The organism is Reyranella sp. CPCC 100927, assembly GCF_007859315.1.
Classification (GTDB): Bacteria; Pseudomonadota; Alphaproteobacteria; order Reyranellales; family Reyranellaceae; genus Vineibacter.
This window is the reverse complement of sequence record NZ_VOHA01000005.1, coordinates 141,261-163,941: the sequence shown is the minus strand read 5'-3', so window position 1 is coordinate 163,941 and position 22,681 is coordinate 141,261. Positions and strand designations below refer to the sequence as shown.

At 63.4% G+C, this 22,681-nt stretch carries 26 protein-coding genes and 2 tRNA genes; 17 read left to right on the top strand and 11 right to left on the bottom strand.

Annotated elements, in window-relative coordinates:
• Positions 1 to 13: 13 nt before the first annotated feature.
• Positions 14 to 1,228 carry an acyl-CoA dehydrogenase family protein gene (locus FQU96_RS16170; protein WP_146542337.1) on the bottom strand — a complete coding sequence of 405 codons (1,215 nt, stop codon included), beginning with the start codon at positions 1,226 to 1,228 and terminating at the stop codon, positions 14 to 16.
• A 208-nt stretch (positions 1,229 to 1,436) separates the two neighbouring features.
• Between FQU96_RS16170 and argC the strand changes: the two genes are divergently transcribed.
• From argC to FQU96_RS16150, 4 genes are all read left to right on the top strand, one after another.
• Positions 1,437 to 2,384 carry an N-acetyl-gamma-glutamyl-phosphate reductase gene (gene argC, locus FQU96_RS16165; protein ID WP_146542336.1) on the top strand — a complete coding sequence of 316 codons (948 nt, stop codon included), beginning with the start codon at positions 1,437 to 1,439 and terminating at the stop codon, positions 2,382 to 2,384.
• A 142-nt stretch (positions 2,385 to 2,526) separates the two neighbouring features.
• Positions 2,527 to 2,772, top strand: coding sequence for a hypothetical protein (locus FQU96_RS16160; protein WP_146542335.1), 246 nt, complete (start codon positions 2,527 to 2,529; stop codon positions 2,770 to 2,772).
• 83 nt (positions 2,773 to 2,855) lie between these two features.
• Complete coding sequence (gene mce / locus FQU96_RS16155) at positions 2,856 to 3,278, top strand: methylmalonyl-CoA epimerase (RefSeq protein ID WP_146542334.1); 423 nt, start codon at positions 2,856 to 2,858, stop codon at positions 3,276 to 3,278.
• Positions 3,279 to 3,360: 82 nt separating this feature from the next.
• Positions 3,361 to 3,711, top strand: coding sequence for a hypothetical protein (locus FQU96_RS16150; protein WP_146542333.1), 351 nt, complete (start codon positions 3,361 to 3,363; stop codon positions 3,709 to 3,711).
• A 99-nt stretch (positions 3,712 to 3,810) separates the two neighbouring features.
• Here the strand turns inward: FQU96_RS16150 and rpsI are convergent, their stop codons facing one another.
• From rpsI to FQU96_RS16135, 3 genes are all read right to left on the bottom strand, one after another.
• Positions 3,811 to 4,308 (bottom strand): 30S ribosomal protein S9, encoded by a 498-nt coding sequence (rpsI, locus tag FQU96_RS16145; RefSeq protein ID WP_146542332.1) that lies wholly within the window; start codon positions 4,306 to 4,308, stop codon positions 3,811 to 3,813.
• A 1-nt stretch (position 4,309) separates the two neighbouring features.
• Positions 4,310 to 4,774 (bottom strand): 50S ribosomal protein L13, encoded by a 465-nt coding sequence (rplM, locus tag FQU96_RS16140; protein WP_146542331.1) that lies wholly within the window; start codon positions 4,772 to 4,774, stop codon positions 4,310 to 4,312.
• A gap of 143 nt (positions 4,775 to 4,917) precedes the next feature.
• Positions 4,918 to 5,355 (bottom strand): PaaI family thioesterase, encoded by a 438-nt coding sequence (locus tag FQU96_RS16135; protein WP_255468371.1) that lies wholly within the window; start codon positions 5,353 to 5,355, stop codon positions 4,918 to 4,920.
• 456 nt (positions 5,356 to 5,811) lie between these two features.
• On the opposite strand from FQU96_RS16135, the gene FQU96_RS16130 reads away from it, so the two are divergent.
• A complete protein-coding gene (locus FQU96_RS16130; protein ID WP_146542329.1) occupies positions 5,812 to 6,639 on the top strand; it encodes an enoyl-CoA hydratase in 828 nt (275 codons plus the stop codon).
• A gap of 4 nt (positions 6,640 to 6,643) precedes the next feature.
• Positions 6,644 to 7,159, top strand: coding sequence for a CoA-binding protein (locus FQU96_RS16125; RefSeq protein ID WP_146542328.1), 516 nt, complete (start codon positions 6,644 to 6,646; stop codon positions 7,157 to 7,159).
• 43 nt (positions 7,160 to 7,202) lie between these two features.
• Here FQU96_RS16125 and FQU96_RS16120 read toward each other — a convergent pair whose 3' ends face one another.
• From FQU96_RS16120 to FQU96_RS16110, 3 genes are all read right to left on the bottom strand, one after another.
• Complete coding sequence (locus FQU96_RS16120; RefSeq protein ID WP_146542327.1) at positions 7,203 to 7,703, bottom strand: DUF2497 domain-containing protein; 501 nt, start codon at positions 7,701 to 7,703, stop codon at positions 7,203 to 7,205.
• 16 nt (positions 7,704 to 7,719) lie between these two features.
• On the bottom strand, positions 7,720 to 9,102 hold the full coding sequence (locus FQU96_RS16115) for a TolC family outer membrane protein (RefSeq protein ID WP_146542326.1): 1,383 nt from the start codon (positions 9,100 to 9,102) through the stop codon (positions 7,720 to 7,722).
• 161 nt (positions 9,103 to 9,263) lie between these two features.
• Complete coding sequence (locus tag FQU96_RS16110) at positions 9,264 to 9,929, bottom strand: protein-L-isoaspartate O-methyltransferase (RefSeq protein ID WP_146542325.1); 666 nt, start codon at positions 9,927 to 9,929, stop codon at positions 9,264 to 9,266.
• A 139-nt stretch (positions 9,930 to 10,068) separates the two neighbouring features.
• Here FQU96_RS16110 and FQU96_RS16105 point away from each other — a divergent pair.
• Both FQU96_RS16105 and FQU96_RS16100 read left to right on the top strand, forming a co-directional pair.
• Positions 10,069 to 10,142, top strand: a tRNA-Cys gene (locus FQU96_RS16105).
• Positions 10,143 to 10,247: 105 nt separating this feature from the next.
• Positions 10,248 to 10,322 (top strand) — tRNA-Asn (locus FQU96_RS16100).
• A 101-nt stretch (positions 10,323 to 10,423) separates the two neighbouring features.
• Here FQU96_RS16100 and FQU96_RS16095 read toward each other — a convergent pair.
• From FQU96_RS16095 to FQU96_RS16080, 4 genes are all read right to left on the bottom strand, one after another.
• The gene (locus tag FQU96_RS16095; RefSeq protein ID WP_146542324.1) at positions 10,424 to 11,119 is read right to left on the bottom strand and encodes a hypothetical protein; all 696 of its coding nucleotides are present in this window, start codon (positions 11,117 to 11,119) and stop codon (positions 10,424 to 10,426) included.
• A gap of 69 nt (positions 11,120 to 11,188) precedes the next feature.
• Complete coding sequence (locus tag FQU96_RS16090) at positions 11,189 to 11,452, bottom strand: hypothetical protein (RefSeq protein WP_146542323.1); 264 nt, start codon at positions 11,450 to 11,452, stop codon at positions 11,189 to 11,191.
• 32 nt (positions 11,453 to 11,484) lie between these two features.
• A complete protein-coding gene (locus FQU96_RS16085; protein ID WP_146542322.1) occupies positions 11,485 to 12,213 on the bottom strand; it encodes a DUF6602 domain-containing protein in 729 nt (242 codons plus the stop codon).
• A 489-nt stretch (positions 12,214 to 12,702) separates the two neighbouring features.
• On the bottom strand, positions 12,703 to 12,882 hold the full coding sequence (locus FQU96_RS16080; RefSeq protein WP_146542321.1) for a hypothetical protein: 180 nt from the start codon (positions 12,880 to 12,882) through the stop codon (positions 12,703 to 12,705).
• Between the two features lie 355 nt (positions 12,883 to 13,237).
• On the opposite strand from FQU96_RS16080, the gene FQU96_RS16075 reads away from it, so the two are divergent.
• From FQU96_RS16075 to FQU96_RS16035, 9 genes are all read left to right on the top strand, one after another.
• Positions 13,238 to 13,573 carry a hypothetical protein gene (locus FQU96_RS16075; RefSeq protein ID WP_146542320.1) on the top strand — a complete coding sequence of 112 codons (336 nt, stop codon included), beginning with the start codon at positions 13,238 to 13,240 and terminating at the stop codon, positions 13,571 to 13,573.
• A gap of 193 nt (positions 13,574 to 13,766) precedes the next feature.
• The gene (locus FQU96_RS16070; protein ID WP_146542319.1) at positions 13,767 to 14,462 is read left to right on the top strand and encodes a recombinase family protein; all 696 of its coding nucleotides are present in this window, start codon (positions 13,767 to 13,769) and stop codon (positions 14,460 to 14,462) included.
• Between the two features lie 634 nt (positions 14,463 to 15,096).
• Positions 15,097 to 17,208: a hypothetical protein gene (locus FQU96_RS16065; protein WP_146542318.1), complete on the top strand. Its 2,112-nt coding sequence runs from the start codon at positions 15,097 to 15,099 to the stop codon at positions 17,206 to 17,208.
• Between the two features lie 398 nt (positions 17,209 to 17,606).
• Positions 17,607 to 17,954 carry a hypothetical protein gene (locus FQU96_RS16060; RefSeq protein ID WP_178130542.1) on the top strand — a complete coding sequence of 116 codons (348 nt, stop codon included), beginning with the start codon at positions 17,607 to 17,609 and terminating at the stop codon, positions 17,952 to 17,954.
• Between the two features lie 403 nt (positions 17,955 to 18,357).
• On the top strand, positions 18,358 to 18,639 hold the full coding sequence (locus FQU96_RS16055) for a hypothetical protein (protein WP_146542316.1): 282 nt from the start codon (positions 18,358 to 18,360) through the stop codon (positions 18,637 to 18,639).
• Between the two features lie 146 nt (positions 18,640 to 18,785).
• Positions 18,786 to 18,965 carry a hypothetical protein gene (locus FQU96_RS16050; RefSeq protein WP_146542315.1) on the top strand — a complete coding sequence of 60 codons (180 nt, stop codon included), beginning with the start codon at positions 18,786 to 18,788 and terminating at the stop codon, positions 18,963 to 18,965.
• Between the two features lie 15 nt (positions 18,966 to 18,980).
• Complete coding sequence (locus tag FQU96_RS16045; RefSeq protein ID WP_146542314.1) at positions 18,981 to 19,271, top strand: hypothetical protein; 291 nt, start codon at positions 18,981 to 18,983, stop codon at positions 19,269 to 19,271.
• A 242-nt stretch (positions 19,272 to 19,513) separates the two neighbouring features.
• Entirely contained in the window at positions 19,514 to 20,176 is a 663-nt protein-coding gene (locus tag FQU96_RS16040) for a hypothetical protein (RefSeq protein ID WP_146542313.1), read from the top strand.
• 214 nt (positions 20,177 to 20,390) lie between these two features.
• Entirely contained in the window at positions 20,391 to 22,673 is a 2,283-nt protein-coding gene (locus tag FQU96_RS16035; RefSeq protein ID WP_146542312.1) for a hypothetical protein, read from the top strand.
• Positions 22,674 to 22,681 lie beyond the last annotated feature (8 nt).

Sequence of the window (22,681 nt, the reverse complement as noted above, 5' to 3'; positions counted from 1 at the left end):
CGCGCTGTGGCTCTCACAACCCCAGCAGCGCCTTGGCCATGATGTTGCGCTGGACCTCCGAGGAGCCGCCGTAGATCGTGGTCTTGCGCTGGTTGACGTAGCGCGGCGCGGCATCATCGACGTACTCGCCGCCCACCGGCACGATATTGGAGTCGTAGTTGCGCAGTTCGGTGAAGGGCTGCGCGTAGTTGGCGACGGCCTCGACGGCAAGCTCGGTGACCTTCTGGCCGGCCTCGGTGCCGCGCATCTTCACCACCGAGGCCATGAAGCCCGGCGTGTCGCCGGTCTTGAGCGAGCTGTAGAAGCTGAGCTCGTTCATCTCCACGGCATCGATCTCGATCTCCAGCGCCGCCATCTTCTCGCGCCACGTCGGATCGTCGGGCAGCTTGCGGCCGTCCTTGGTCTGCGTCGCGGCGAGTTCCTCCAGGTGGCGGTAGGCCTTGCGCAGGCGCGGCCCGTAGGCCTGCCCGCCGCGCTCGAACTCCAGCAGGTATTTGGCGTAGGTCCAGCCCTTGTTCTCCTCGCCGACGCGGTTCTCGACCGGCACCTTGACGTCGGTGAAGAACACCTGGTTGACCTCGTGGCGGCCCGGCGCCCGCGTGCCGTCGCCCAGGTAGATCGGATCGACCTTGATGCCCGGGCTTTTCATGTCGATCAGCAGGAAGGAGATGCCCTCCTGCGGCTTGCCCTCGCCCGACGTGCGCACCAGGCAGAAGATCCAGTCGGCCCAGTGGGCGTTGGTGGTCCAGATCTTCTGGCCGTTGACGACGTAGTGGTCGCCCTCACGCACCGCGCGCGTGCGCAGCGACGCCAGGTCCGAGCCCGAGCCCGGCTCGGAGTAGCCCTGGCACCACAGTTCCTCGGCGGCGGCGATCTTGGGCAGGAAGCGCTTCTTCTGCGCCTCGCTGCCGTACTTCATCAGCACCGGTGCCACCATCTTGATGCTGAACGACGACAGGTACGGCGAATCGGCGCGTGCCATCTCCATCTCGAAGATGAACTTCTGCGTCGAATTCCAGCCCGGCCCGCCATGCTCCTGGGGCCAGTTGGGGCACAGCCAGCCGCGCGAGGCGAGGATCCGCTGCCACTGCACCAGCCGCTCGCGTGAGACATGGGAGCTACGGCTGCGGCGCGACTCCTCGGCCACTTCCTTGGGCATGTTGGCCGCGATCCAGTCGCGCACCTCGCGCTGGAACGCGAGCTCCTCGGCCGTGAATCGCAGGTCCATGTCGTCACTCCATCGTCCGTTCATCACCCTGTCACGCAATTGTCGGACAACGGCGGCGGGGACTCAAGGCGCCGTCGGTGCCCTCTTTCGCGCCTCGCGGGCGGAAGCAATGTCGGCCGGCAGTGTACGTCCCTTGACGCATGGCGCAGGCAGCGTATGTATGCGTCGCGCCTTTGGGCGCAGGATCAAGGAGGTTCAGGAGTTCGAGATGGCCAGCATGGCGAACAAGCCCAGTGTCTTCATCGACGGCGAGGCCGGCACGACCGGGCTCGGCATTCGCGAGCGTCTGCGCGCGGTGTCGGGCATCGAGGTCAAGAGCGTCTCCGCCGAGCGACGAAAGGACCCTGAGGCGCGCCGTGCCGTGATGGCCGAGGTCGACGTCGTCGTGCTGTGCCTGCCCGACGATGCCGCCCGCGAGGCCGTCACCATCGCCGACTCCCTTGGCGACAAAGCGCCCCGCGTGCTCGACGCCAGCACCGCGCACCGCGTCGCGCCGGGCTGGGTGTTCGGCTTCCCCGAGCTCACCCCGGCGCAGCCGGCGGCGATCCGCGCCGCGCGCAAGGTCGCCAACCCGGGCTGCTACCCGTCCGGTGGCATCGCGCTGGTGCGACCGCTGGTCGATGCCGGCATCATGCCCAAGGACTACCCGCTGATCGTCCAGGCCGTCAGCGGCTACAGCGGCGGCGGCAAGAGCATGATCGAGGCCTTCGAAGGCGGCACGGCGCCGGCGTTCGAGGTCTATGGCCTGCGCATGGAGCACAAGCACGTGCCCGAGTTGCAGGTGTACAGCGGGCTCACCCGCCGGCCGATTTTCGTTCCGTCGGTGGGCAACTACCGCCAGGGCATGATCGTCGACGTGCCGCTGCACCTCGACACGCTGATCGGCAAGCCGACCGCGCGCGACCTGGAAGCGGTGCTGATCGAGCACTACCGCGGCAGTTCGCGCATCAGCGTCGTGCCGGTCAACACGGCCGACAAGGCGAGCGACCGGATGGAACCGGAAGCGCTCAACGAAACCGACCGCATGGAACTGCGCGTCCACGGCAACGAGACGTACGGCCAGGTGATCCTCTCGGCACGCCTGGACAATCTCGGCAAGGGCGCCTCGGGCGCGGCCGTGCAGAACCTCGAAGTGATGCTCGATCTGGCGGCCTGAAGCGCCACGCGCAAATTGCAGAATGGGCGCCCCACAGGGCGCCCATTTTCTTTGCTTATCGATGCCATAAGAAATCGAAAGAGGCAGGGTATCGCTAACCGTGATTTAAATGATGGCTCACCCGTATCGAGGGAGGTCAACGGTGCGCCTGTTCATGATGATCCTGCTTGTGGCATTGCTGCCGCAGACCGCACACGCGGCCTGGTACATCTACTGTCGCAACGATCGCATCGTGATCGACATGCGGCCTCTGTCGCAGATGAAAAGTGGCCGCGACGACTCGACAATCTGCATCATCGGCCCAAACTTCGAGTTCGGCCCTGATGCCCGGGACTGGGTGGAAAAGAACCTGCGCAAGAAGGAGGGCGACTCCTGCTCCTGCCGATAGGAACCCACGCGGATCGACTTGACTTGCTTCCGGCGGGCAGGGAATTTCCGGGCCTCATCGCTTCCCTTGCACGAGGTTTTCCCATGATCGGCCGGCTCAACCATGTGGGTGTCGCTACCCCTTCGATCGAAGAGTCGGTACGGCTCTACACCGAGGTTCTGGGGGCCACCAAGGTGACCGCCAAGAAAGCCATGCCTGAACAGGGCGTCTGGGTCTGCTTCGTCGATCTGCCGAATTCGCAGATCGAGCTGATCGAGCCGTATGGCGACAACTCCCCCATCACGGCCTTCCTGGCGAAGAATCCCAAGGGCGGGCAGCACCATGTGTGCTTCGAGGTGAAGGACATCATTGCCGCCCGCGACGATATGAAGGCCAAGGGCGCCACGGTCCTGAACAATGGCGTGCCACGCATCGGCGCGCACGGCGTTCCCGTGATCTTCGTGCATCCCAAGGACATGGGCGGCGTTCTGGTCGAGCTGATGCAGGAGCCCGGCGCCGCGCATTGAGGCGGCCTTTCTAGAGACGACACAGCATGGCACGCTGGAGACGCCGGCTCCTGGGGGTCGGGGGATCATAAGGGGGAATCCGGTGATCTACGTGCTCGGCGCCGTGTTCGGGCTGGCCTTATGCGCACCGGCATTCTTGGTCGGCTCGATGCTGCTCTCAAGAGCGCGTCAGGGACAGTGGCGCCTGGCGTTGGGCTATTTCTTCCTGATATTCGGCACCCTTGGCGCCCTCATCAACGTGGCACGGCTGGATCTGACAACGGGGGCGGCTTTCATAGCCGTCACCCTGCTATGTCCGGTGTTCGTCATGTGGGAGCTGAGACGGGCCGATCGCGATACGGCACCTCCAGCGGTTGGACGTCATGTGTCGCAGCTGGACGGCCCGGTCATTCGAAGACGACGCTCCCAGCGCCAGGGCCGCGACCCCACGTAGCGTCATGCAAAAGCCAAGGACAAGCACAAAGGGCGCACCGTGGTGCGCCCTCGTCGCATCGGAGGGCCTCCCCAACACCTGTTGGGGAGGCCGATGAGATCAGCGCTTGGAGAACTGGAAGCTGCGGCGGGCGCCGGCCTTGCCGTACTTCTTGCGCTCGACCACGCGCGGGTCGCGGGTCAGGAAGCCGCCATGCTTCAGCGGCGGGCGCAGCTCCGGCTCGTACTTGGTCAGCGCCTGCGAGATGCCGTGGCGCACGGCACCGGCCTGGCCCGACAGGCCACCGCCGGTGACGGTGGCAACGACGTCGTACTGATCGATGCGGCCAGCGACCTGGAACGGCTGCTGGATGATCATGCGCTGGGTCGGGCGCGCGAAATAGATCACCTGGTCCTTGCCGTTGACCGTGATCTTGCCGGTGCCGGGCTTCACCCAGACACGGGCCACCGCGTTCTTGCGGCGGCCGGTGGCATAGGCCCGGCCCTGGGCGTCGACTTCCTTGGTGCGCTGCACCGGCTCCTGCGACGACGACAGGGCGGCGAGATTGGTCACGGCCTTACGCAGGCCGGCGGTCGGGGTCGTGGGTTCGGCAGCCATCTTACGCGGCCCTCACGTTCTTGCGGTTCATGGCCGCGATATCAAGCTTGATCGGCTGCTGGGCCTCATGGGGGTGGCTGGCACCCTTGAAGACACGCAGGTTCTTCATCTGCTGGCGCTGCAGGGGCCCGCGCGTGATCATGCGCTCGACCGCCTTCTCGATCACCCGCTCGGGGTACCTGCCGCCCAGGCGCTGGCCCATGGTGGCTTCCTTGATGCCGCCGGGGTAGCCGGTGTGCCAGTAGAAGACCTTGTCGCGCAGCTTGTTGCCGGTGACGCGGACCTTCTCGGCGTTGATGACGATGATGTTCTCACCGCAATCGACGTGCGGCGTGTAGGTCGGCAGATGCTTGCCGCGCAGGCGGGTGGCGATGATCGTGGCGAGCCGGCCGAGCACCAGCCCGTCGGCATCGATCAACACCCACTTCTTCTGCACGTCGGCAGGCTTGATGTTGAAGGTTTTCATGATCCGATCCAAAAAAGCACGCGGGCGCCCCGCAGGCCGCCCGACCGGCGCGCTCAATACGGCCCGCCGGCAATGGTGTCAAGCGGCCTGAGCTCGGGCACGGCCAATCCGGCCCGCAAAATCAGGCTTTTAGAAGTGTGGTATTATTTTACCCCATTTCGGGGCGGCGTCGGAATAGCATAGGTCACCGTCGCCTGCGCAATCGGCGCCGCCGTGCCATCCGACAGGATGGTGAAGTCGGTCACCGCCAACCGGCGGCCCAGCTTCAGCAGGCGCCCCTGCCCGATCAGGTCGCGCCCGCCCTCGCCGGCGCGCAGGAAATTCATATTGAGGCTGCTGGTGACAGCCATTGCCACCGGCCCGATCTGGGCCAGGATCAGCAGATAGGCGCCGCAGTCGGCCAGCCACATCAGGGTCGGCCCCGACACGATGCCGCCGGGCCGCAGGTGCTGTTCGCCGGTGGGCATGCGCAACCGGATCGACTGCGCATCGATGTGCTCGACCTGCAGTCCCAAGTGCTTGGATTGTGGAAAGGATGTGTCGAGAAACTGCAGCAGTTCCGGCCCGCCCATCAGCGGCATCATCGCCTCGCGCTCGTGCTTGAAAAGGCCACGACCCTAACGGGCGCTTCAGCTCTCAACAACTGAGCGTCTGGACGCCACCGCGCGCAAGCCCCCTCAAGCGCGGTGACGTCCAGATCTCCCCCTGCCGTTATCGGCCAGGTCCTCAATATCTCATCTATTAAAGTGAAATGTCAATTGCAATATTGCGGTAAGTTTTGATTAAAATCATATAATTAGAAGCTGATTCTAAACTTAGAAATTAGATTATTAACCAGCCTTAAATCACAGAAATCCGATCAAAAATTGGCATCGCCCGGAAGGGTACGACGTTCGGCGCACAGCGACGTCCTTCATTCGGATGATCTTGCGTATCGATCATGCGAAATTGTCGCCGCGCCGGTTCTGGACAGCGCGACCGGCACGCCGGAAGATCGCCCGGCGCACATTGCAGGGCGCCGCCTGTTGGAGTTGCCTATGACCGCCGCCCCCACCGCGACCGTGAAAACCGCCGCCCCGGCATCGAACGAACCGGTGCTACTGCGCCAGGACGAAGGCCGGGTCGCCGTCCTTACCCTCAACCGCCCCCAGGCCATGAACGCCCTTTCGGGCGAGCTGATTGCGGCGCTGGATGCCGAGTTCGAACGGCTGATGAACGACAAGACGGTGCGCGTCGTCGTCATCCAGGCCAATGGGGGCGCTTTCTCGGCCGGTCACGACCTGCGCGAGATCCGCTCCAGCACCGAGTACGCGTTCCACTTCGATCTGGTGACGAAGTGCAGCGCCATGATGATGAAGATCCGCAAGCTGCCGCAGCCGGTGATCGCCAAGGTGCACGCTGTGGCCACGGCGGCCGGCTGCCAGCTGGTCGCGGCATGCGACCTGGCCGTCGCCGCCAGCGATGCCAAGTTCGCAACGCCGGGTGTGCATATCGGCCTGTTCTGCGGCACGCCCTCGGTGCCCTTGGGCCGCAACATCGGCTCCAAGCGTGCGCTCGACATGCTGTTCACCGGCGAGCCGGTCAGCGCCGAGACGGCGCTGCGCGACGGCCTGGTGAGCCGCGTCGTACCGCCGGCCGAACTCGATGCCGCCACCATGGCATTGGCGCAGCACATCGCCACCAAGTCGCCGCTGGTGCTGGCCCAGGGCAAGGAGCTGTTCCACAAGCATATGGAGATGGATCTCGAGCAGGCCTATGCCTACGCTAGCGCCTTCATGGCCGGCGGCATGATGCGCGAGGACGCCAAGATCGGCATCGACGCCTTCGTCAACAAGAAGGCCCAGCCGGAGTGGACCGGGCGCTGAGACCATGGATGGATCCCCTGCTCCGGTCGCTCCCGTGGCGGTCGATCATGACCGCTACGATGATGCCTACATGCGCCAGGTCCTGCGCGACGTGAAGAGCATCGCCATGGTCGGCGCCTCGGCCAACTGGAACCGACCGAGCTATTTCGCGATGAAGTACCTGCTGGACCACGGCTTCAAGGTTTATCCGGTCAATCCGGGTGCCGTCGGCCAGCAGATCCTGGGCCAGGCTGTTTATGCCAGCCTCGACGACCTGCCCGAGCGCGTCGACATGGTCGACATCTTCCGCAGTTCCGAGGCCGCCGGCCCGGTCACCGATGCCGCCATCGCCCACGGCGCCAAGATCGTCTGGATGCAGCTGACCGTGCGCAACGATGAGGCGGCGCGCCGCGCCGAGGCAGCCGGGCTGCGGGTGGTGATGAACCGCTGTCCCAAGATCGAGCATAGCCGGCTGATCGGCAAACTCGAATGGCACGGCATCTCAAGCGGCGTCATCTCGAGCAAGAAACGGCGGCTGTAGCCCCTCTGGGAGCGCGGGACGGAACGGTTGCGCTCTCCAGCCCTCAGCGCTGTGTCAGGCGCTGGACCTCGCGTTCGACGATGCGCTCGACCAGCTCCGGCAGGTTCTTGTCGAGCCACGCCTGCAGCATCGGCCGCAGCGCGTCCTTCACGACGTCTTCCAGCGTAGGGCCCCCGGCGCTGGCGACAGGTGCCGGCGTCTCCGCCACCACCGGCGGGCTCGCCGCCTCGACGGCACGGGCCAAGCGGTCCATCGCCGATGAAATCGGATTCGAGGCCAATGCTCGCGCGGTTGCAGGCGCCGGTGCAGCGCCCCGTGCTGCGTCGGGATCGTCGACCAGGTCGGTCAACAGCAGGACATCGTCCTGCCGCACCGCGGCGGCAGCGGGACGTGGCGGCGGGCTCGCCATGGTATCCCCTTTTGCGGCCACGGACGGCTTGACCGCCGCGTCCGCCTGGCGACTGCCGTCCTCCTGAATGATGCGGCGGATGGACGACAGGATGTCGTCCATCGATGGGTCCTGATGCGGCTTGCCGTCGGCCATCGCGATTCCCTCCGGCTCAGTTGCTGCCGAGGCCGATCCAGGAGTCGCGCACGCTCTTGTAATATTTCTCCTCGTCGTAATACACGACCGGCAGCCGCAGCTGACGGGCGGTGAGCTGTCCGAGTTCGCTGATCAGGGTGTAGTGGCCGACCACCATGTCGCGCCGCGCCGATACCAGCTGCACCTGAGCGTCGAGGAATTCCTGCTCGGCGTTGAGCACGTCGAGCGTGGTGCGCGATCCGACCTGCGCTTCCTGGCGCACGCCATCGAGCGCCACCTGTGCCGCGCGCACCTGGGCGCTGATCGAGTCGACCCGGGCGCGGGCCGCCTCGAACAGGCGGAAGGCACGGATCACCGCCTCGGCCGATTGCCGTCGGGCGCTGTCGAGCTCGTTCTGGCGCTGGCCGTGCAGTTGCTTGGCCTGGCGGACCCGGCTGTACTCGGCGCCGTTCTGATATAGCGGCACCGTCACCTGCCCACGCAGCGAGTAGGAGTAGAGGTGGTCCTTCCTGACCTGCTGATCGAAAGCACGCGATACGGTGCCGACGACCTGCGCCGTGGGCAGCAGGTCGCCGATGGCATTGTCGATGGCGTAGTTGGCGCTGGCGATGCGGTGCTTGGCGGCGATCACGCGCGGCGCGGCTTCCAGCCCGATCGCGACCGCCTGGTCCTCGCCGGTCGGCACCGTGTTCATCAGCGGTGCTTCCTGCAGCTTGGGTCCCGGCCGCGCACCGACCACGCGCTGGTAGGCCGCACGCGAATTGGCCGCCTGGGCCTCCGCCGCCGTCAGGTCCGACTGCGAACGCGCCAGCCGCGATTCGGCCTGCGCCACGTCGGTACGGGTGAGCTCACCCACCCGGAACCGGGCATTGGTGGCCGCCAGCTGTTCCTGCAGCACGCGGACGTTATTGCGCCGCAGCAGCACGGTGGCGTCGTCGCGCACCACGTCGCTGTAGGAGCTCACGGTGCCCAGCAGCACCGCCTGCTCGCGGTCGGTCAGGGTGGCGCGCTCGGCCAGGACGTCGGATTCGGCGCTGCGCGTCTGGGCGACGGTCTTGCCGCCGCGAAACAGCGGCTGGGTGACGCTGAGCGCGTAGTTGTTCGGCCGCAGTTCCTGTTCGCGCGGATTACGCAGCGAGCTGTTCTGCTTGTTGATGCCGATTTCGCCCTGGCCGCGGATGACCGGCCGCCAGCCGGCCAAGGCCTGGTTTACGGTCTCGTCGACCTGGCGCAGCCGAGCCCGCTGGGCCAGCAGGTCGGGGTTGGAATTGTATGTCGAAACAAACGCTTCGATCAGTGTCTGGCCGTGCGCTCCAGCCAGCGGCATTGTCGCGCTGGCGGCCAGCACCCAGGGCGCGAGGCTGCGGACGATCCGATTAACGCCGGTACGCGAACGCATCAAAGGGTTCCCCTTTTTGCCGATCGATCCGCAAACGGGTGCCCAGCCGCCTGCGCATGCCGGGAACAGTCTAACATCGACGTTTGGGTGCACGGTAGCGGCATATGCGGCCGCACCGCGATCAATTGGCGACCATTCGGCGCCGAGACCGCCAAGCCTGCCTAAAAAACGAACCGCGCCGGCGCGGCAAAGCCCGGCAGCGCCGGCGTACCGGCATCAAAAACCGGCCGTGACGAGAACACGCCACCGACCTTGCGGCCCAGGTGAGCCTGCCCGGGGTAGCCGGGAACACCACCGCCGACAATCGCGACCAAGCGTCCCTCTTCCGCCAGTTGGGCGGTCAGCGTGTCGGGAATGGCCGGCACGGCGCCTTCGATCAGGATGATGTCATAAGGCGCCTTGGCGGCATGGCCGGCGGCGAGCGGCCCCTCGACCACCGACACGTTGGCAGTCCCCAGGGCCGGCAGAACGCTGCGCGCGCGCTGTGCCAGCGCGGCATCGCATTCCAGCGCCACGACCGACGCCACCAGCCGTCCCAGGACGGCGGCGCCGTAGCCGGGCCCGGCGCCAACCACCAGGGCGCGGTCTTTTTCCCCGGGCTGCGTCATCTGGACCAGGCGTGCCAGCGCCGTCGGCTCCATCAGGTAGCGGCCCTCGCCCAGCGGCACCGCCTCGTCGGCGTACGCGAGCGCCGCCCGCGCATCGGGCAGGAAGCGCTCGCGCGGCAGCGCCGCCAGGGCATCCAGCAGGACGGGATGCACGATCTGGTTGGGCCGGAGCTGGCCCTCCACCATGTTGCGGCGGGCAAGAGCGAAGTCGGTCGGCATGGAACTCAACGGCAGCGTTGCGACGCGGCGGTTATAAACGGGGCTCCCCCCGGGAGCAACGCCGCTGCGGACAATGTCTTATCCCTCGATCTTGACCCTGCACGGGGCAACGCCTTATACCCCGCAGGCCAAACGCGCCGGCCCGATGGCAGAATGGCTATGCAGAGGACTGCAAATCCTTTTATGTCGGTTCGATTCCGGCTCGGGCCTCCACGCGCGCAAAGGGATGCGGCAACGGAAAAACCCCTTGCAACGCAAGGCGGTGTCTGTAAAAAGCCGCGCTCTCGGACGGTGACCACACCCGTTCGCGACATGTGATCCGGAGTAGCTCAGTGGTAGAGCAGGCGGCTGTTAACCGCCGGGTCGGGGGTTCGAATCCCTCCTCCGGAGCCACATCTAGTGCGACCACATAAATTATTTAATATCAAAGACTTAGAGAACTGACACGGTAGGCAGTGGTAGGCAGTCTATGGTAGGCAGTGCGACGTGCCTGCTTAAATCTCAGGAGGTTCCCAGTCCTCCCTTTGCGCAGTCCCATTCCTGCGCCTCTCGAACCGCTCGGCTTCCGCTTTCAGGCCAGCATCAACGAGGCGAAGTAACCGCTCTCCGCCGGTTGCTGAGCCTACAGGCGAGAACATCAGGTCGCCGCCTCCGTGCTGCCGTTCCACTTCTCGGAGCACATCGGCTATCGCAGCGACGGTATCCTTGACCTTCAGTCGGCTCGCACCTTCTAAAGGAACGGCGGACGCCCTTTCGGTGGCCAGCGCAAGATCAGTGTGGGCAATCCACCTGTTTCGCCAGTCGCGGGCGAAGGCGGTGGTCAACAGAGCCGCGTTGACCAGTTTGTTGACCGTCGCTCTCCCGTTGTAGTCGGCTATCAATGGCGGAAGCGTTTTGATGGTCAGCTTCGGCTTGCCGTATGAGTTCGGTTCGTCGGTCAGTCGGGCGATGTGAAGCAGCGTGTCGGCCCACAGCACGTCTTGAACGACTCGGAAAAAGAGGGGCGCGGACCTGTTGAGTATCTCCACACGGCTCTGCCGCTTCCCGTACAACTCGACGTACTCTTCCCACTTCACATGTAGCCAAACGACGTCCTGCCAAAGAGCGTCGAACACGACGCCCAATGGTTCACCCATGCGGCGGACACGTTCTGCCTTTGCTTCCTCGGCTGTGAAGTTCCTTCCTGACATCGCCCCTTCTCCAGTGCCCCACAGACGAAGCCATCAGACCGGGCGCAGAACGGTCTTTGCTCCGGCCGGTCACACCTGTTCGATCAGCTTCTGACGAACCTCGCGGAGGTTCTCGTGTTTCCGCGTGTACACCATCATCTTGTGGTGCGGGACGCTTCCGAAGATGAAGTGCTCTATCTGAACGACTTCGAGAACGTAGTTAGGAGCGTAGCCTTCGAGCATCAAGCTAAGGAGATCACCTCTGCTTATGGCGCCGAAAGGCGTCTCGCTCTGATAGCTGACGAGGACATCGTCGAAGCTGCCCGACTCATAGATTTCTAGGTAGTACGTCACCGCACAATCCTCTTCTGAGTATCTGAGGTCAGTCACCCCTGTTGTACTGCTGAATCAAAAATTTCTGACCGCTTCCACCCACCGTAGTACGCAGCGAACATCGGTTTCGCGTGCAACAATGAACTGATCAGGGATTCAATCTCCAAGAGTAGCCCATAGAGCGCCCATGGGCCCGTCGCCCGTGTTGTCCTCGTTGTGCCGTGGCCATCGACCGAACGAGCGCAAAAGACTCCGCTGCCGATGACGAGAGCGCCATCGAGCCCAGCCTCTGCGACCTTTGCCGCCACGGTGTCTTCACCTTTCCATCCCTGGTATCCGACCGCAAACAACGGAACATGCCGCGTCGGAGATCGGCCGACCGTGGCTGTCGCTCCAGCGTCACGCTGCAGCTTGTGTAGCGCTTCTGCCGTCTGTTGCACCTCGGACCACTGGCCCATGAGGTCGGATTTAACCTCGACGACCGCACAGACGCTCTCTGCAAGGTAGAGGCGTGGCGCCACCCCGGAGAACAAGGGGAACGACAAGGATCCGCCGTACTCGATGACGATATCAAGCTGGCCGCTTCGCTCCCCGTGAACGTCGGTGATGTCCCCCGTTCCCACCCGGAAGGACGGCGGGATTACATTGGACAAGACCAAGTCGATAAAGCTCTCACGCTCCCGCCCCTTGCTGGAAGACGACGACCCCCGGCCGCCCCTATGAACTTCCATCAAAAGGTTCTGAATGGCCGATAGCCGGCCCTCAACGATGGCATTGGTCATCGTACGCTCGCTGCGCCCCAATCCACTCCACACGCCCTCAACCAGTCCGCGAAGGTGTCACGATCAGCCTCCAGAAGAAACGCGAACCGGGTCCGGTTTGGAGGTTCTGAAGGAGACCATGACGCATGTCGCTCGAAAGCGAGTTCGTTGGCCTTGCTGCGGAGAAGCCTGAAGCGGCGGTCATCCCACCCGCCGGCCGGCATGGGGATGTCTACGGTGTGCTTGTAGTGGCGCTTGAAGTGGTCGAAGGGGTTGGTTCGGCGGCGCATCGGGGCATTAGAACGAATCGGGAACACACCGTCAAGGTGGGCCGCTGGGCCCCGATTTTCCGTAGCGCATCAATCTGTGGGTAGTCGACCGAGCGAGCGGCGCCGACTCCCCCACTGGGGGGTGGCCGCCTGGGCCCCACGCCTGGTGCGCCGAAAGGGCCGGCCCAAGGGGTGGGTGTGGGGCGCCGAGGCCGGCACCAACGCCAGCCCCGGCACATCATCAGCCCTTGCTCAAGACCACGCGACGGCGGCCCATGAACACCGTGAACGTCTTGGGCTGGCGCAGCGTCGCCCACAGCGGTGCCGTCTCGTCCTTGATCGTGTGCAGATCGTAGCGGCCGACACGAACGTAGAGGCCTGCCGTGGCGTCAATCTCAAAGCCGGTGGTCTTGATGGTCATGTCGATGTCCTCCTCGCTTGGGGAGACACATGGATGCCTGATCATCGGGTCGAGCAGTAGCGCATCTTCGGAATCCCACCGCCGGCAGATTGTCATTGTTGCCGCGCAATCGTTGCGCCAGTGCAAGGGTCGGAGGGCGCGTGTGGCACAGCCCGCGCCACACCGCATCGACCAGCCTCGACAGCACCATCACTCACATCAGACTACTCATGTGGTGATCAGCATCACGACATTCGGTTGCGCGGGAGGATTCTAGTCAGGTTTCACGCCCACTCTTTTCAGCGGGAGGGCTTTGAGGAAGGGGCTCGCAATCGGCTGGCAACGTAAGCCAACTGGCGGTTCTCGGTGGCTCTAGATGAGCATACCGGCCACCACTGCGGCGCGGGCAGTCACGACCAAAACCGCCCGCAATTATCACCGCAGCCAGATCACGACCGTCCTTCGTGAGGCAGGTTCCAGCCGCACGTTCTCCTATACGCGTGCCATCCAGCATGCAGGTCACAGGTGCGACGCCGAAAGCGATGGTTTGAGCCAGGAAATTCCAGGCCGCGACACCGTAAGGCTCATTAAACGGAGGCACATGCAAGCCTTGAAGCTGCACGGGGAGGCCGTCCACCACAATCGTGTCCCCACGCTGCGGATGAGCAGCGGCAAAACCGGTAACCGTGCGCGATTGCGCGGAAACCGCTGAAGGGTCCGCAACGATCAAGGTAGCAAGGGCGAGGGAAAGACGGGCGACGCGCTGCATGATGTAATTTTGGCGATGAATCGCAAAAAGCACAATCGGCTTGCGGAGCGCTGCCAAGGCGCGGCGTGATGGGCCGCTTGACGCCGCGATGAAGGATTGTGTAAAACCTCGAAACGTTCGTTACGAGGCAATACACATGGACAAGTTCGTCGCCTATCTCCGAGTCTCGACCGCTCGTCAGGGCCGCTCAGGCCTCGGTCTTGAGGCGCAGCGGGAAGCGGTGCGGGCGTTCGTGGCGTCGAGGGCGGGTAAGATCATCGCTCCTGAGTTCATCGAGGTTGAGAGCGGTAAGAAGGACAACAGGCCCAAACTCACAGCGGCGCTGGCTCGGTGCAAGGCGACAGGAGCAACGCTGGTCGTTGCCAAACTCGACCGCCTGTCGCGCAACGCGGCGTTCCTGCTGACCATGCGCGACAGCGGCGTCCCGTTCGTGGCAGCGGACATGCCCGACGCCAACGACCTGACCGTGGGCATCATGGCTGTGGTGGCGCAAGCCGAGCGCAAAGCCATCAGCGAGCGCACGAAGGCCGCCCTCGCCTCCTACCGACAGCGCTTCGAACGCGGCGAGAAGGACGCCAAGGGCCGCAAGCTGCGCAAGCTGGGCAACCCGAACGGGGCCGCCAACCTCGTTCCTGGAGGCGGCACCGAGGCTGCATCGGCCAAGGCCCGAGAGTTCGCTGAAGGGCTGCTGCCGATGGTGACGGAACTGGAGGCCGAAGGGCTGTCGTTGAACGCCATCGCCCGGCGGTTCAATGAGGACGGTATCCAGTCGCGACGTAGAGGCGTCTGGACCGCCAAAGCCATCGCCAACCTGAAGGTTCAGGCCGCTTAATCGTCTCGAAATGGAATCACTTCTAAGGCCCTTTTCGGACTCGCTGGAGAGGTGCCGTTCGCGCCCTTGTGCTGGGCCGTCGCGACCCTCGATCGAGTCCTGTGGCCGTCCTACGGCCGCCCTACGAGTCCCGCTGACCGTCCTGCGCCCTGTTCGAGGACCGCTTAGGGACAGCACGAGCGCCCACGGTGCTGCCAGCGGCGGTCTACCGACGCGCCAGGCGCCGGTTGGGGGATGTCACAAGACTTCCCGTTGGGACTAACCACAATCCTTGCCATTTGGACCAACGCCCATGTCCGGGCACCTGTTTGTTCGGGTGGATCAGGGGGTTCCGGGTACCGATCGTGCTTGGCGTTTTTGCCTCGTGTGCGTCTTCGGGCAGGCCGGCCCTCCAGCCCCAACGCCCCTCAACCACCCCAGCAACGCCGCATCAGCGCACCATCACGGCCCCCAGAAGGCCGCCCCTCCGGTCTCAAGAATCAACTCGCTCAAGCCCCCTATAGAGAAACCCGGAAGTCGGCCCTTGAGCGAGTTCATTAGAAGCACTGACTTCGCTCTAACTATCTGAAATTACGCAAAAATCACCGCGACACGCTTGCGGGGGACGACCAACCACGCCCCAAGGAGATCAGTCATGCCAACTGCGGATACTCGCGCATCCATCATCGATCTTCGCGCCCTGCCGGACCGCAACCGTCACCAACGCCGTGCCTTGAGGGCCATCCTGCGGACGCAGCCTGCCGCCCTGCAGTGCGACGACCTTGCCACCACCGCTCACGACATCGCATGCGGCCTTCTGGAGGCCCGTGGACAAGTCCTCAATGCGGCCCATCGGGGCGTCATCATGACCATGGTCGGGCAGATGGCATGTCAGTTGATGCTGAAGCCTGATCTGGTCGGGATGCCGGCCGGTGTCGGCGTCGGCAAAACCACGTCGATCGTCGGCTTCGCTGCTGGCCTGCACCGCTGCGGCTTGAAGCATGGTCGCCCGTTCCTTGGGAAGTCGGTCCTCATCACGGCGTTCAAGATCGAGGCGCTGGTCGAGTTGCGTAACGACATCCTGGCGCTTGGTGTGCCGGCGGATGCGGTCGGCATCATGTTCGACAAAGACGAGTTCAAGAAGAAGGACGGCATCGACCGGTCCGGCTGGCCGTTGCCAACTGACGATCCGTCGCGCTGTCCCATCCTGCTGGTCACGCACAACCGCGTCACTGGAACGAAGGGCGACATCGACCGAGCAGCGCCGTTCATCAAGTTCGCTGGCAAGGATCGTGACCTTGTGATCGTGGACGAGGCCCTGTCGGCGTTCCGCGCACAGGCGTTCGAGGCCGGCAAGGTCAGGTCTCTACGTGCGGCGCTGGAAGAGTTCGAGCGCAACCCGGCTGTGAAGTTGTGCCGTGATCATCTGGCCGCTGTGCTGGATCGTCTCGCGCCTGCTGAGACTGCCGAGATGCGAGGAGAACGGGCGTACATAGCGACGCTACCCGTCCTCGACCCTGCGGCTCAGAAGGAAATCCTTCGTGTCGTTCGGACCACTGCCGACAGCGTCAACGTGATGGCGTTGAAGAAGGTGCTGGATTTCAGCGGCCATCGCGTCCGGCTCATCTTCGTGAAGGAAGATGCTGACGCCGTCGACAATAAGGCGGCCGTGGCTCGCATCATACCGTCAGTACCGCCGTTCCCGAACGTGGTCGTGTTCGACGCGTCGGCCGTCCTCACTCAGTTGAAGGATGTCGGCTCGCGCATCCGGCTGCACGACAGGTGGAAGGAGTTCATGTCGATCAAGGACTATTCCACTCTCCGCATCCGATGGCGCAAGGGATCGAGCGGACGAAGCAGCGTCGTCAAGCGCTGGAATTCTCCCGCGAGCGACAAGCGCTCTGTTGAGGAGGTCGATGAAGTGGTCGGCTTCGTGAAGTCCGTTCCCGCCGACGCGGCTTGCGTCATCTTCGGGTTCAAGCCAGAGGACAAGGGCGGTCATAGTAACGTCGAGCAGATCAAGCGTCGGTTGGCCAAGGCCGATGTCGTTGTCGATCCGGCGCAGGATGGAGGCTACCTTGAGGTCGAGGAGTTCGACAGCGCCGGCATCCTCACAACGGTCCGCAAGCCGCGCATCATGGTCATCAACTGGGGTCAGCACACGACAACGTCAGCGTTCAAGCACGCTACGTACGTCTGCTTGCCCAGCGTTCTGCACCTATCGGACCTCGTTCAGCTTGCGTCGGTAGTCGCAAGGACTGGCGACGAGGAGGTCAAGCGCGGGCTCCTCGGGGAGATGGACGACTTGTATGCGGCGGAACACGCGTCGTGCATCTACCAAGCCATCGGCCGGTCAGCCCTGCGGGACACCGTGGACGGCAAGGCCAAGCCGGTTACGGTGTTCCTGTGGCACGACAACGTTGACGTGATCGAGCGCTTGAAGACGGTGTTCCCTGGCATGCCCGAGCATGTTGACGTAACACCCGTTGATGCGACACCGCCGACTGCTGATGCGATTGTCGGGCAGAAGATCGTCGCTGGTCTTCAATCGTTGCCGACTGACGCCGGGCGCATCTTGGTCCGTGACTTCCGTGTGAAGTTCGGAATGACGGATGGCGACGGTGTCCCTGACGCCACATTCAGGCGGGCTCGCGTCGCCATCGAACAGAACGGCTCGATGCATCGCACAGGATGGGTTCGACAGGGCCTATCGTTCGTCAGCACCAGCAGCGCCGCAGCATTCGGCTTCACAAGCGAAGCAGCGTAACCGTCAACATCTCAACCGCACCACCGAGGCCCGCCATCGCGCGGGCTTCATTCATTTCGGAGACAACCACCAATGACACCGCTCGATATGACGTGCCGCGTCTGCGGCGTAGAGCTTACCGTCAACAACACCTGCCCGAGCTACCTCATCGCAAGAAAGCGTCTGTGCCGCTCGTGCGACTCCAAGCGCCAGCGTGTCTACCAGATCGCAAACCGCGAGAAGGTGAACGCGAGCCGACTAAGGCGAAAGCGAGAGCGTGATGAACAGCTTCGTCGCCTGATCTCCATTACTCACCCAGGTCTATCCGAGGACATGGCCGGCGACCGGCGACTCCTGAACAGGGTGCAACGAGAAGACCTCGAACGACGGATCAACGTCGCGAGTGGAAGGGCCATGCGATGAAGACCTTGATCGAGCATCGCCCACCGCCGCCCTGGACCGTTGGACCATCGCTACCCCCGAAAGTCCCCTTACGCGGCCCCTGGATTGCTCTTCCAATGCTGCGCATGAACACCGTTGGTCGTCTCCTCATCGGCATCACGACCCTCGACGGCATCGACGGTAGAGCAGTCGTGAAAATCGAGGGCCGCGATAGTGGCCGCATCTCGACGCTCGCCACCGTCCAGAAGCCCGAATCCAAGAACTACTGGAACCCTGATCGTGTCGCGTTGCGGATGCCGTGGGTACGGGCAACCATCGTGTCGGTCGATCCCGATACGATCGTGATGGCCCACCTCGACGCATGATCCTTCTCCACGAAGCCCAAGGGGACGCCGTGTCGGACTGGTGGACAGCAGTTCCGCCCCCGCGCTCGACATCCGCCCCCATGGCAGAGACCATGAAGGGCGCTCCACGTCCTGTTCATCTGACCATCAAGAACGGTGAAGCGTTCGTTGAAGTTGTCGGACGCGACAGCGTAGGCGGTCCTGAGCACACCCTAGCAGTCCTCTCAGCATCCGTTCCGATGGCTATGGTACGGCTGTCAGCGCAGTTCCGGGCGATTGTATGCCACGCTGATGAGGGCGCTCTCGTGTCCGTCGAGGTTCCCGGTCGTGGTCGTCGCGTCGTCGAGAGCAGGACCACAAAGCCGCGCCTGAAGCGCCTCGTAGATCGCCCCGAACCCACAAAAAACAAAGAGAGCACTTTTCAATGAACATTCTCATCGACGTCACAGCCGCCAGACACAAGCCGTGGAAGCCGGTAACCGGGGAGTGGCGGCGCGTTACCGACATCATCGGCATGACCATCAAGGGCAACGTTCGCTTCCGAGTCGAAGGGAAGCGTCCTGACGGCACAGCAACTCTACTCGCGACGTTCGAGCGCGACCGCACTGAGAGTAAAACCGCGTTAATAGTCGTGCGGCGGAACAAGGTCATCCGCATTGTGATCGATTTCGCGGAACCAGGCTCGCGCCTGCAGGTGTGGACCTGAGCGCGTCCGCGTCTCCCGCGAACCTAATCAACAACAACCCCTTCAAGCACATTCGCCAGCTTTCACGGCCCTGCATCCTGCAGGCCGCTGGCAAGCCGTGTTCGCTTCGGCCGGCGCGGTCCTCTCAACCTCAATGGAAACCTGACATGACCAACAAGACCACTACCGCCCTACGCATCGAGCCAAAGGTCGTCGAACCTGAGCTTATCGAGTCCATCCCGCCGGCTGCGCCGAACATCGTCGTGTGGCCTGAAGGCGCTGACCGTCCACGCAAGGTCACGACGACCACCATGCACGACGGCAGCATCCGCCACAACTTTTCATAAGTAGCACGCGACAACATGATCCATCTCATAGACAGCGTCTCGACAAACGAGTCGAGCGCTCCCATCACCGTCCCCACGCACATCCGTCGCGCTGCCCCGCAGCGTGTTGTTCAGATCGCAATCACCGGCACCATCGCGGTCGCGATCGAGGGGCGCATGACGCCGGACGCTCAGTGGCTGCCGCTGCACACGGTCACTACCAGCGGTGCCACGCTGATCGCGTTGCTGCCGCAGATGCGGGTTACCACGTCGGGTGCTGAAGCCGGCTCCGAGGCGTCCGTATGGCTGGACGCTGAGCAAGCCTGATCAACACCAACCTGAAAGACAACGAAGCAATGACTGATCACAAGGCCCCTCTCCAGGGCGCCGACCTCGAAGCCGCAGAGCGCTTGCTTAACGACATGACCGCGCCCCGCCGCAGCAGCCAGCAACCACCCGTCGACACATGGTCGAACCAAATGGGTCAACCGGGTGTATCGCACACGCCTGGCTACGGCACACAGATGCACAGCAATCCAGGCTGGCAGGGTCCGACTACAAGCGTTGGGATGACCGGTTTGGAAAGCGTTCGACGCGACCACGGAGGCCCGGCTACTGACGGCATCCGCGAAAGCGATATGATCCAGATCGCAGGCGACATGCCTATCTCGGTTGGTGGCGCGGTGGCGCTCGGGTGGCTCATCGAGTCATCGCCGGGCACGTATGAGGAGACGGCGCTCGGGCGTCAGTATTTCGGCAAGGCGCCTTTTAACGCAGCGGACGGGACCAGAAAGCCCAACTCGTCCGCACAGCAGGGCAAGACCGACGACAACAGCGATCCCGCGCCGGAACCGATAGAGCGACTGTCCGATGAAGCCGAGCATATTCTCGCGGCCCACGCCACTACGGTCGGGGCTCACGGTGCGAATGCGTCGATCGAAGTTCTGTACCTGAACGAAGGCGAGATTCCAGACGCGTTCGCGGGACAGCTTGCAGCCAAGACCGGTTTATCGCCGGACGAAGTGCGTGTACAGATGACGACCGTCACGACAGAGTACGAGAAGCAGGCGCACATTGCCCTCGGTCTCAGCGGTGACGCCGCTCAGGAAGCTGTCAACTGGCTCTGGGAAAATCGCGGAATGGAAATGCGCGAGGCAGTTGGCGAGCTTGTGTTGATGCGTTCGATCAAGGCTCTGAAGGAGCTTGGCGAGGCATACGCAAGACGCCGCTAGGTCCACACAAGCACACCTTCAACAACGCTGCGGGCGGCCCTCAACAAGCCGCTCGCGGCACTCCCTCAATCCCCATCAAGGCAACACCATCACCATGGCAGTACCTCCCCGCGTCCAAGTACGAGAACCCCAGTTCAACAATCAGCTACGCCCGGCAACGGTCCCCGTCGATACCTACGTAAGGCCCGCGCCAGTCGACCCGAACAACGGGTTCGTGGCACTCGCGAAGGGCCTAGCGCAGATCAACCCACATGTTCGTCGATACCTTGAAGACGACGTTGAAGACCGCAAGGTCGAAGCCGAGCAGTGGGCACAAGGCAAGATCGCAGGCCTGACGAATGACGAGGCGAAGAAGCTCGTCGCGGATGGCTCTATGCCGGAATTTGCCGACCCGTGGAAGCGTGCCGCGCTTACGAAGTACACGGGCATCCTGGCCGCAAGCGCTGCCGCCAACGAGGCTACACGCATCTACAGTACCGATTTCGATCGCGTGAACGGTGACGTCGACGCGATGCTGAAGGGTGTCTACACGGCAGCCACGAAGGGCTTCGAGGGCGACAAGGTCTTCATGGCCGGCTTCGGTAGCTCATGGCTCAGCAGCGTCGCCAAGCTGCGCGGCCAGCAGGTCGTCGACAAGTCGAAAGATTTCCAGACCGACAAGATCGAGAAGGTCATGGGCGTATTCCGCGTCGACATCGACAACGCGGTGGCGGCCGGTGACCTGTCGCGCCTGAGCGGTATCATCAACTCGCGGTACGCAGCCAACCATTCCGTCCTGTCGATGAACAAGCGAGATCAGGATGACATCGTGTGGACGCTGGCGCAGCAATACGCCACCAATGGCCGCAAGGACGTCGTCGAAGCTCTGCTGAACCACAAGGGCGCCGATGGGACCATGCTACGGGACCGCGCAAAGTTCGCAGCGCATGCGGAAGGTCTGCTGAATAAGGCTGACGACGTCGCTCACAAGAATGGCCGTGAGGGCGCGATTGACGAACGCGTGGCGTGGTTGACGAAGTCCGATCGCGGGGAACTGGACCACGATGCTTTCAAAGCGTGGTTGTCCAAGCCTGAGAACAAGAACAAGTTCAAGCCGAGCGACATCGAGCAGATGCTTCGCAACGATGCCGCACACAAGCTGACGAACGCCAACAAGGAAGCCGCGAAGTCCGCCGCGCTCGATCTGGACCGCACCATACAGGCGCAGGAAGACCGCGCCCTTGAATACGGCATGCGTGCCGGCGAGATGGGTACGCTGTCCGCCGTCGACCGAGTCCCGTTCTTCACGAAGGAGGATGTGAAGTACGGACGCAGCGAGCCGAGCGGCGGATGGTCTGCTGCCGAGTTCCGCACAAAGGTCATCGACAAGTACCTCGCCACGTCACAGGCGCAGTTCGCGGCCGACGTGAAGTCCGTTGGTGAAGCCGAGGCCACAAAGCGGCAATGGAATCGTGAACTTGCGTGGTTCACGAACAACGGCGTCAACCACCCGAAGTGGGAGCAGGTTCTTGGCGCGGGTGCGCAGGCCGCGTCACTTCCGACAATCGCAGGCCAGGCGCCCAGCCCGGTCGCTCAGGCGGGCGCTGACTTGTACGTGCGTCTGTGGGCGCAGGCTCCGAACATGGCCGCCGGCATGCTCAAGGACCGCAAAGCGATGCAGTTCTACGAGGCGTATCGGCTTGCTCGCGAGGGCAGCGGAGACCCGAAGCACGCGCTGTTGATGGCGCTGAACTACACGGCAGACCCGACGCAGTTCGATAAGCCTGAATATCGTGCGAAGCTGAACGACGTGAAGACTGCGGCAGACCGCATCGACCCGACGGGATGGTTTGGAACGGCACCGAAGAACAAGGCGTGGCTTGCATCCATGGTCAATGAGCGGGCGCAGTTCTACGCTCACTGGACATCCGTTGACGAGGCAGTGAAGAACGCTGCCGACCATGTGAAGCGCAACATCGCAGTCATCAACGGCTACGCCATCCCGAAACCGCAGGGCGTGGACGGCAAGCAGGTGCCGCCCGGCTTCGAGAAGCTGATCGAAGTACGGCTCGAAGCGTTCACCAAAGAGCACGGCAAGAAGTATGGCTTCGACAAGGATGACTTGATGGTCATCCCGACAGACAACGGCTTTGGTGCGTGGAAGATCGTGATGGCCGGAACGCCGTTCGACCCGTTGTCATATGGCGAGAAGTCGACGACGGCGCCGATCTTCACTGCGAAGGACTTGTGGGATGACTACAAGCTGACGCAGTCCGCTGCTGACTCGAAGGCGCGGTTCGAGGCCATCCATGGTCAGGATCAAGGCGCCCTGTACGGCCGCCTGAAGAAGGCGTCAGAAGTCAAGCAGCCGACCATAGGGACGCAGCTTCGGCCTGATCTACAGCGCAAGCTGGATGAGGCGAACAAGGCCTTCATGGATTGGGTCATGGGGCGGTCTCAGGACACGTCGTTCAAGCGCAACGACCAGTACCCGCAGCAGCCGCCTTACGTGAAGTAGAGCCACCC

Coding starts and splice junctions, on each gene's coding strand:
- FQU96_RS16135 (WP_255468371.1), bottom strand. CDS start 5,355: ATGCCGCTGATGGGCGGGCCGGAACTGCTGCAGTTTCTCGACACATCC.
- FQU96_RS16060 (WP_178130542.1), top strand. CDS start 17,607: ATGAAGACCTTGATCGAGCATCGCCCACCGCCGCCCTGGACCGTTGGA.
- FQU96_RS16080 (WP_146542321.1), bottom strand. CDS start 12,882: ATGACCATCAAGACCACCGGCTTTGAGATTGACGCCACGGCAGGCCTC.
- FQU96_RS16095 (WP_146542324.1), bottom strand. CDS start 11,119: ATGTCAGGAAGGAACTTCACAGCCGAGGAAGCAAAGGCAGAACGTGTC.
- FQU96_RS16085 (WP_146542322.1), bottom strand. CDS start 12,213: ATGACCAATGCCATCGTTGAGGGCCGGCTATCGGCCATTCAGAACCTT.
- FQU96_RS16050 (WP_146542315.1), top strand. CDS start 18,786: ATGACCAACAAGACCACTACCGCCCTACGCATCGAGCCAAAGGTCGTC.
- FQU96_RS16120 (WP_146542327.1), bottom strand. CDS start 7,703: ATGGCCGACGGCAAGCCGCATCAGGACCCATCGATGGACGACATCCTG.
- rpsI (WP_146542332.1), bottom strand. CDS start 4,308: ATGGCTGCCGAACCCACGACCCCGACCGCCGGCCTGCGTAAGGCCGTG.
- mce (WP_146542334.1), top strand. CDS start 2,856: ATGATCGGCCGGCTCAACCATGTGGGTGTCGCTACCCCTTCGATCGAA.
- FQU96_RS16115 (WP_146542326.1), bottom strand. CDS start 9,102: ATGCGTTCGCGTACCGGCGTTAATCGGATCGTCCGCAGCCTCGCGCCC.
- FQU96_RS16045 (WP_146542314.1), top strand. CDS start 18,981: ATGATCCATCTCATAGACAGCGTCTCGACAAACGAGTCGAGCGCTCCC.
- rplM (WP_146542331.1), bottom strand. CDS start 4,774: ATGAAAACCTTCAACATCAAGCCTGCCGACGTGCAGAAGAAGTGGGTG.
- FQU96_RS16070 (WP_146542319.1), top strand. CDS start 13,767: ATGGACAAGTTCGTCGCCTATCTCCGAGTCTCGACCGCTCGTCAGGGC.
- FQU96_RS16075 (WP_146542320.1), top strand. CDS start 13,238: ATGAGCATACCGGCCACCACTGCGGCGCGGGCAGTCACGACCAAAACC.
- FQU96_RS16110 (WP_146542325.1), bottom strand. CDS start 9,929: ATGCCGACCGACTTCGCTCTTGCCCGCCGCAACATGGTGGAGGGCCAG.
- FQU96_RS16055 (WP_146542316.1), top strand. CDS start 18,358: ATGAACATTCTCATCGACGTCACAGCCGCCAGACACAAGCCGTGGAAG.
- FQU96_RS16040 (WP_146542313.1), top strand. CDS start 19,514: ATGACCGGTTTGGAAAGCGTTCGACGCGACCACGGAGGCCCGGCTACT.
- FQU96_RS16065 (WP_146542318.1), top strand. CDS start 15,097: ATGCCAACTGCGGATACTCGCGCATCCATCATCGATCTTCGCGCCCTG.
- FQU96_RS16125 (WP_146542328.1), top strand. CDS start 6,644: ATGGATGGATCCCCTGCTCCGGTCGCTCCCGTGGCGGTCGATCATGAC.
- FQU96_RS16130 (WP_146542329.1), top strand. CDS start 5,812: ATGACCGCCGCCCCCACCGCGACCGTGAAAACCGCCGCCCCGGCATCG.
- FQU96_RS16170 (WP_146542337.1), bottom strand. CDS start 1,228: ATGGACCTGCGATTCACGGCCGAGGAGCTCGCGTTCCAGCGCGAGGTG.
- argC (WP_146542336.1), top strand. CDS start 1,437: ATGGCCAGCATGGCGAACAAGCCCAGTGTCTTCATCGACGGCGAGGCC.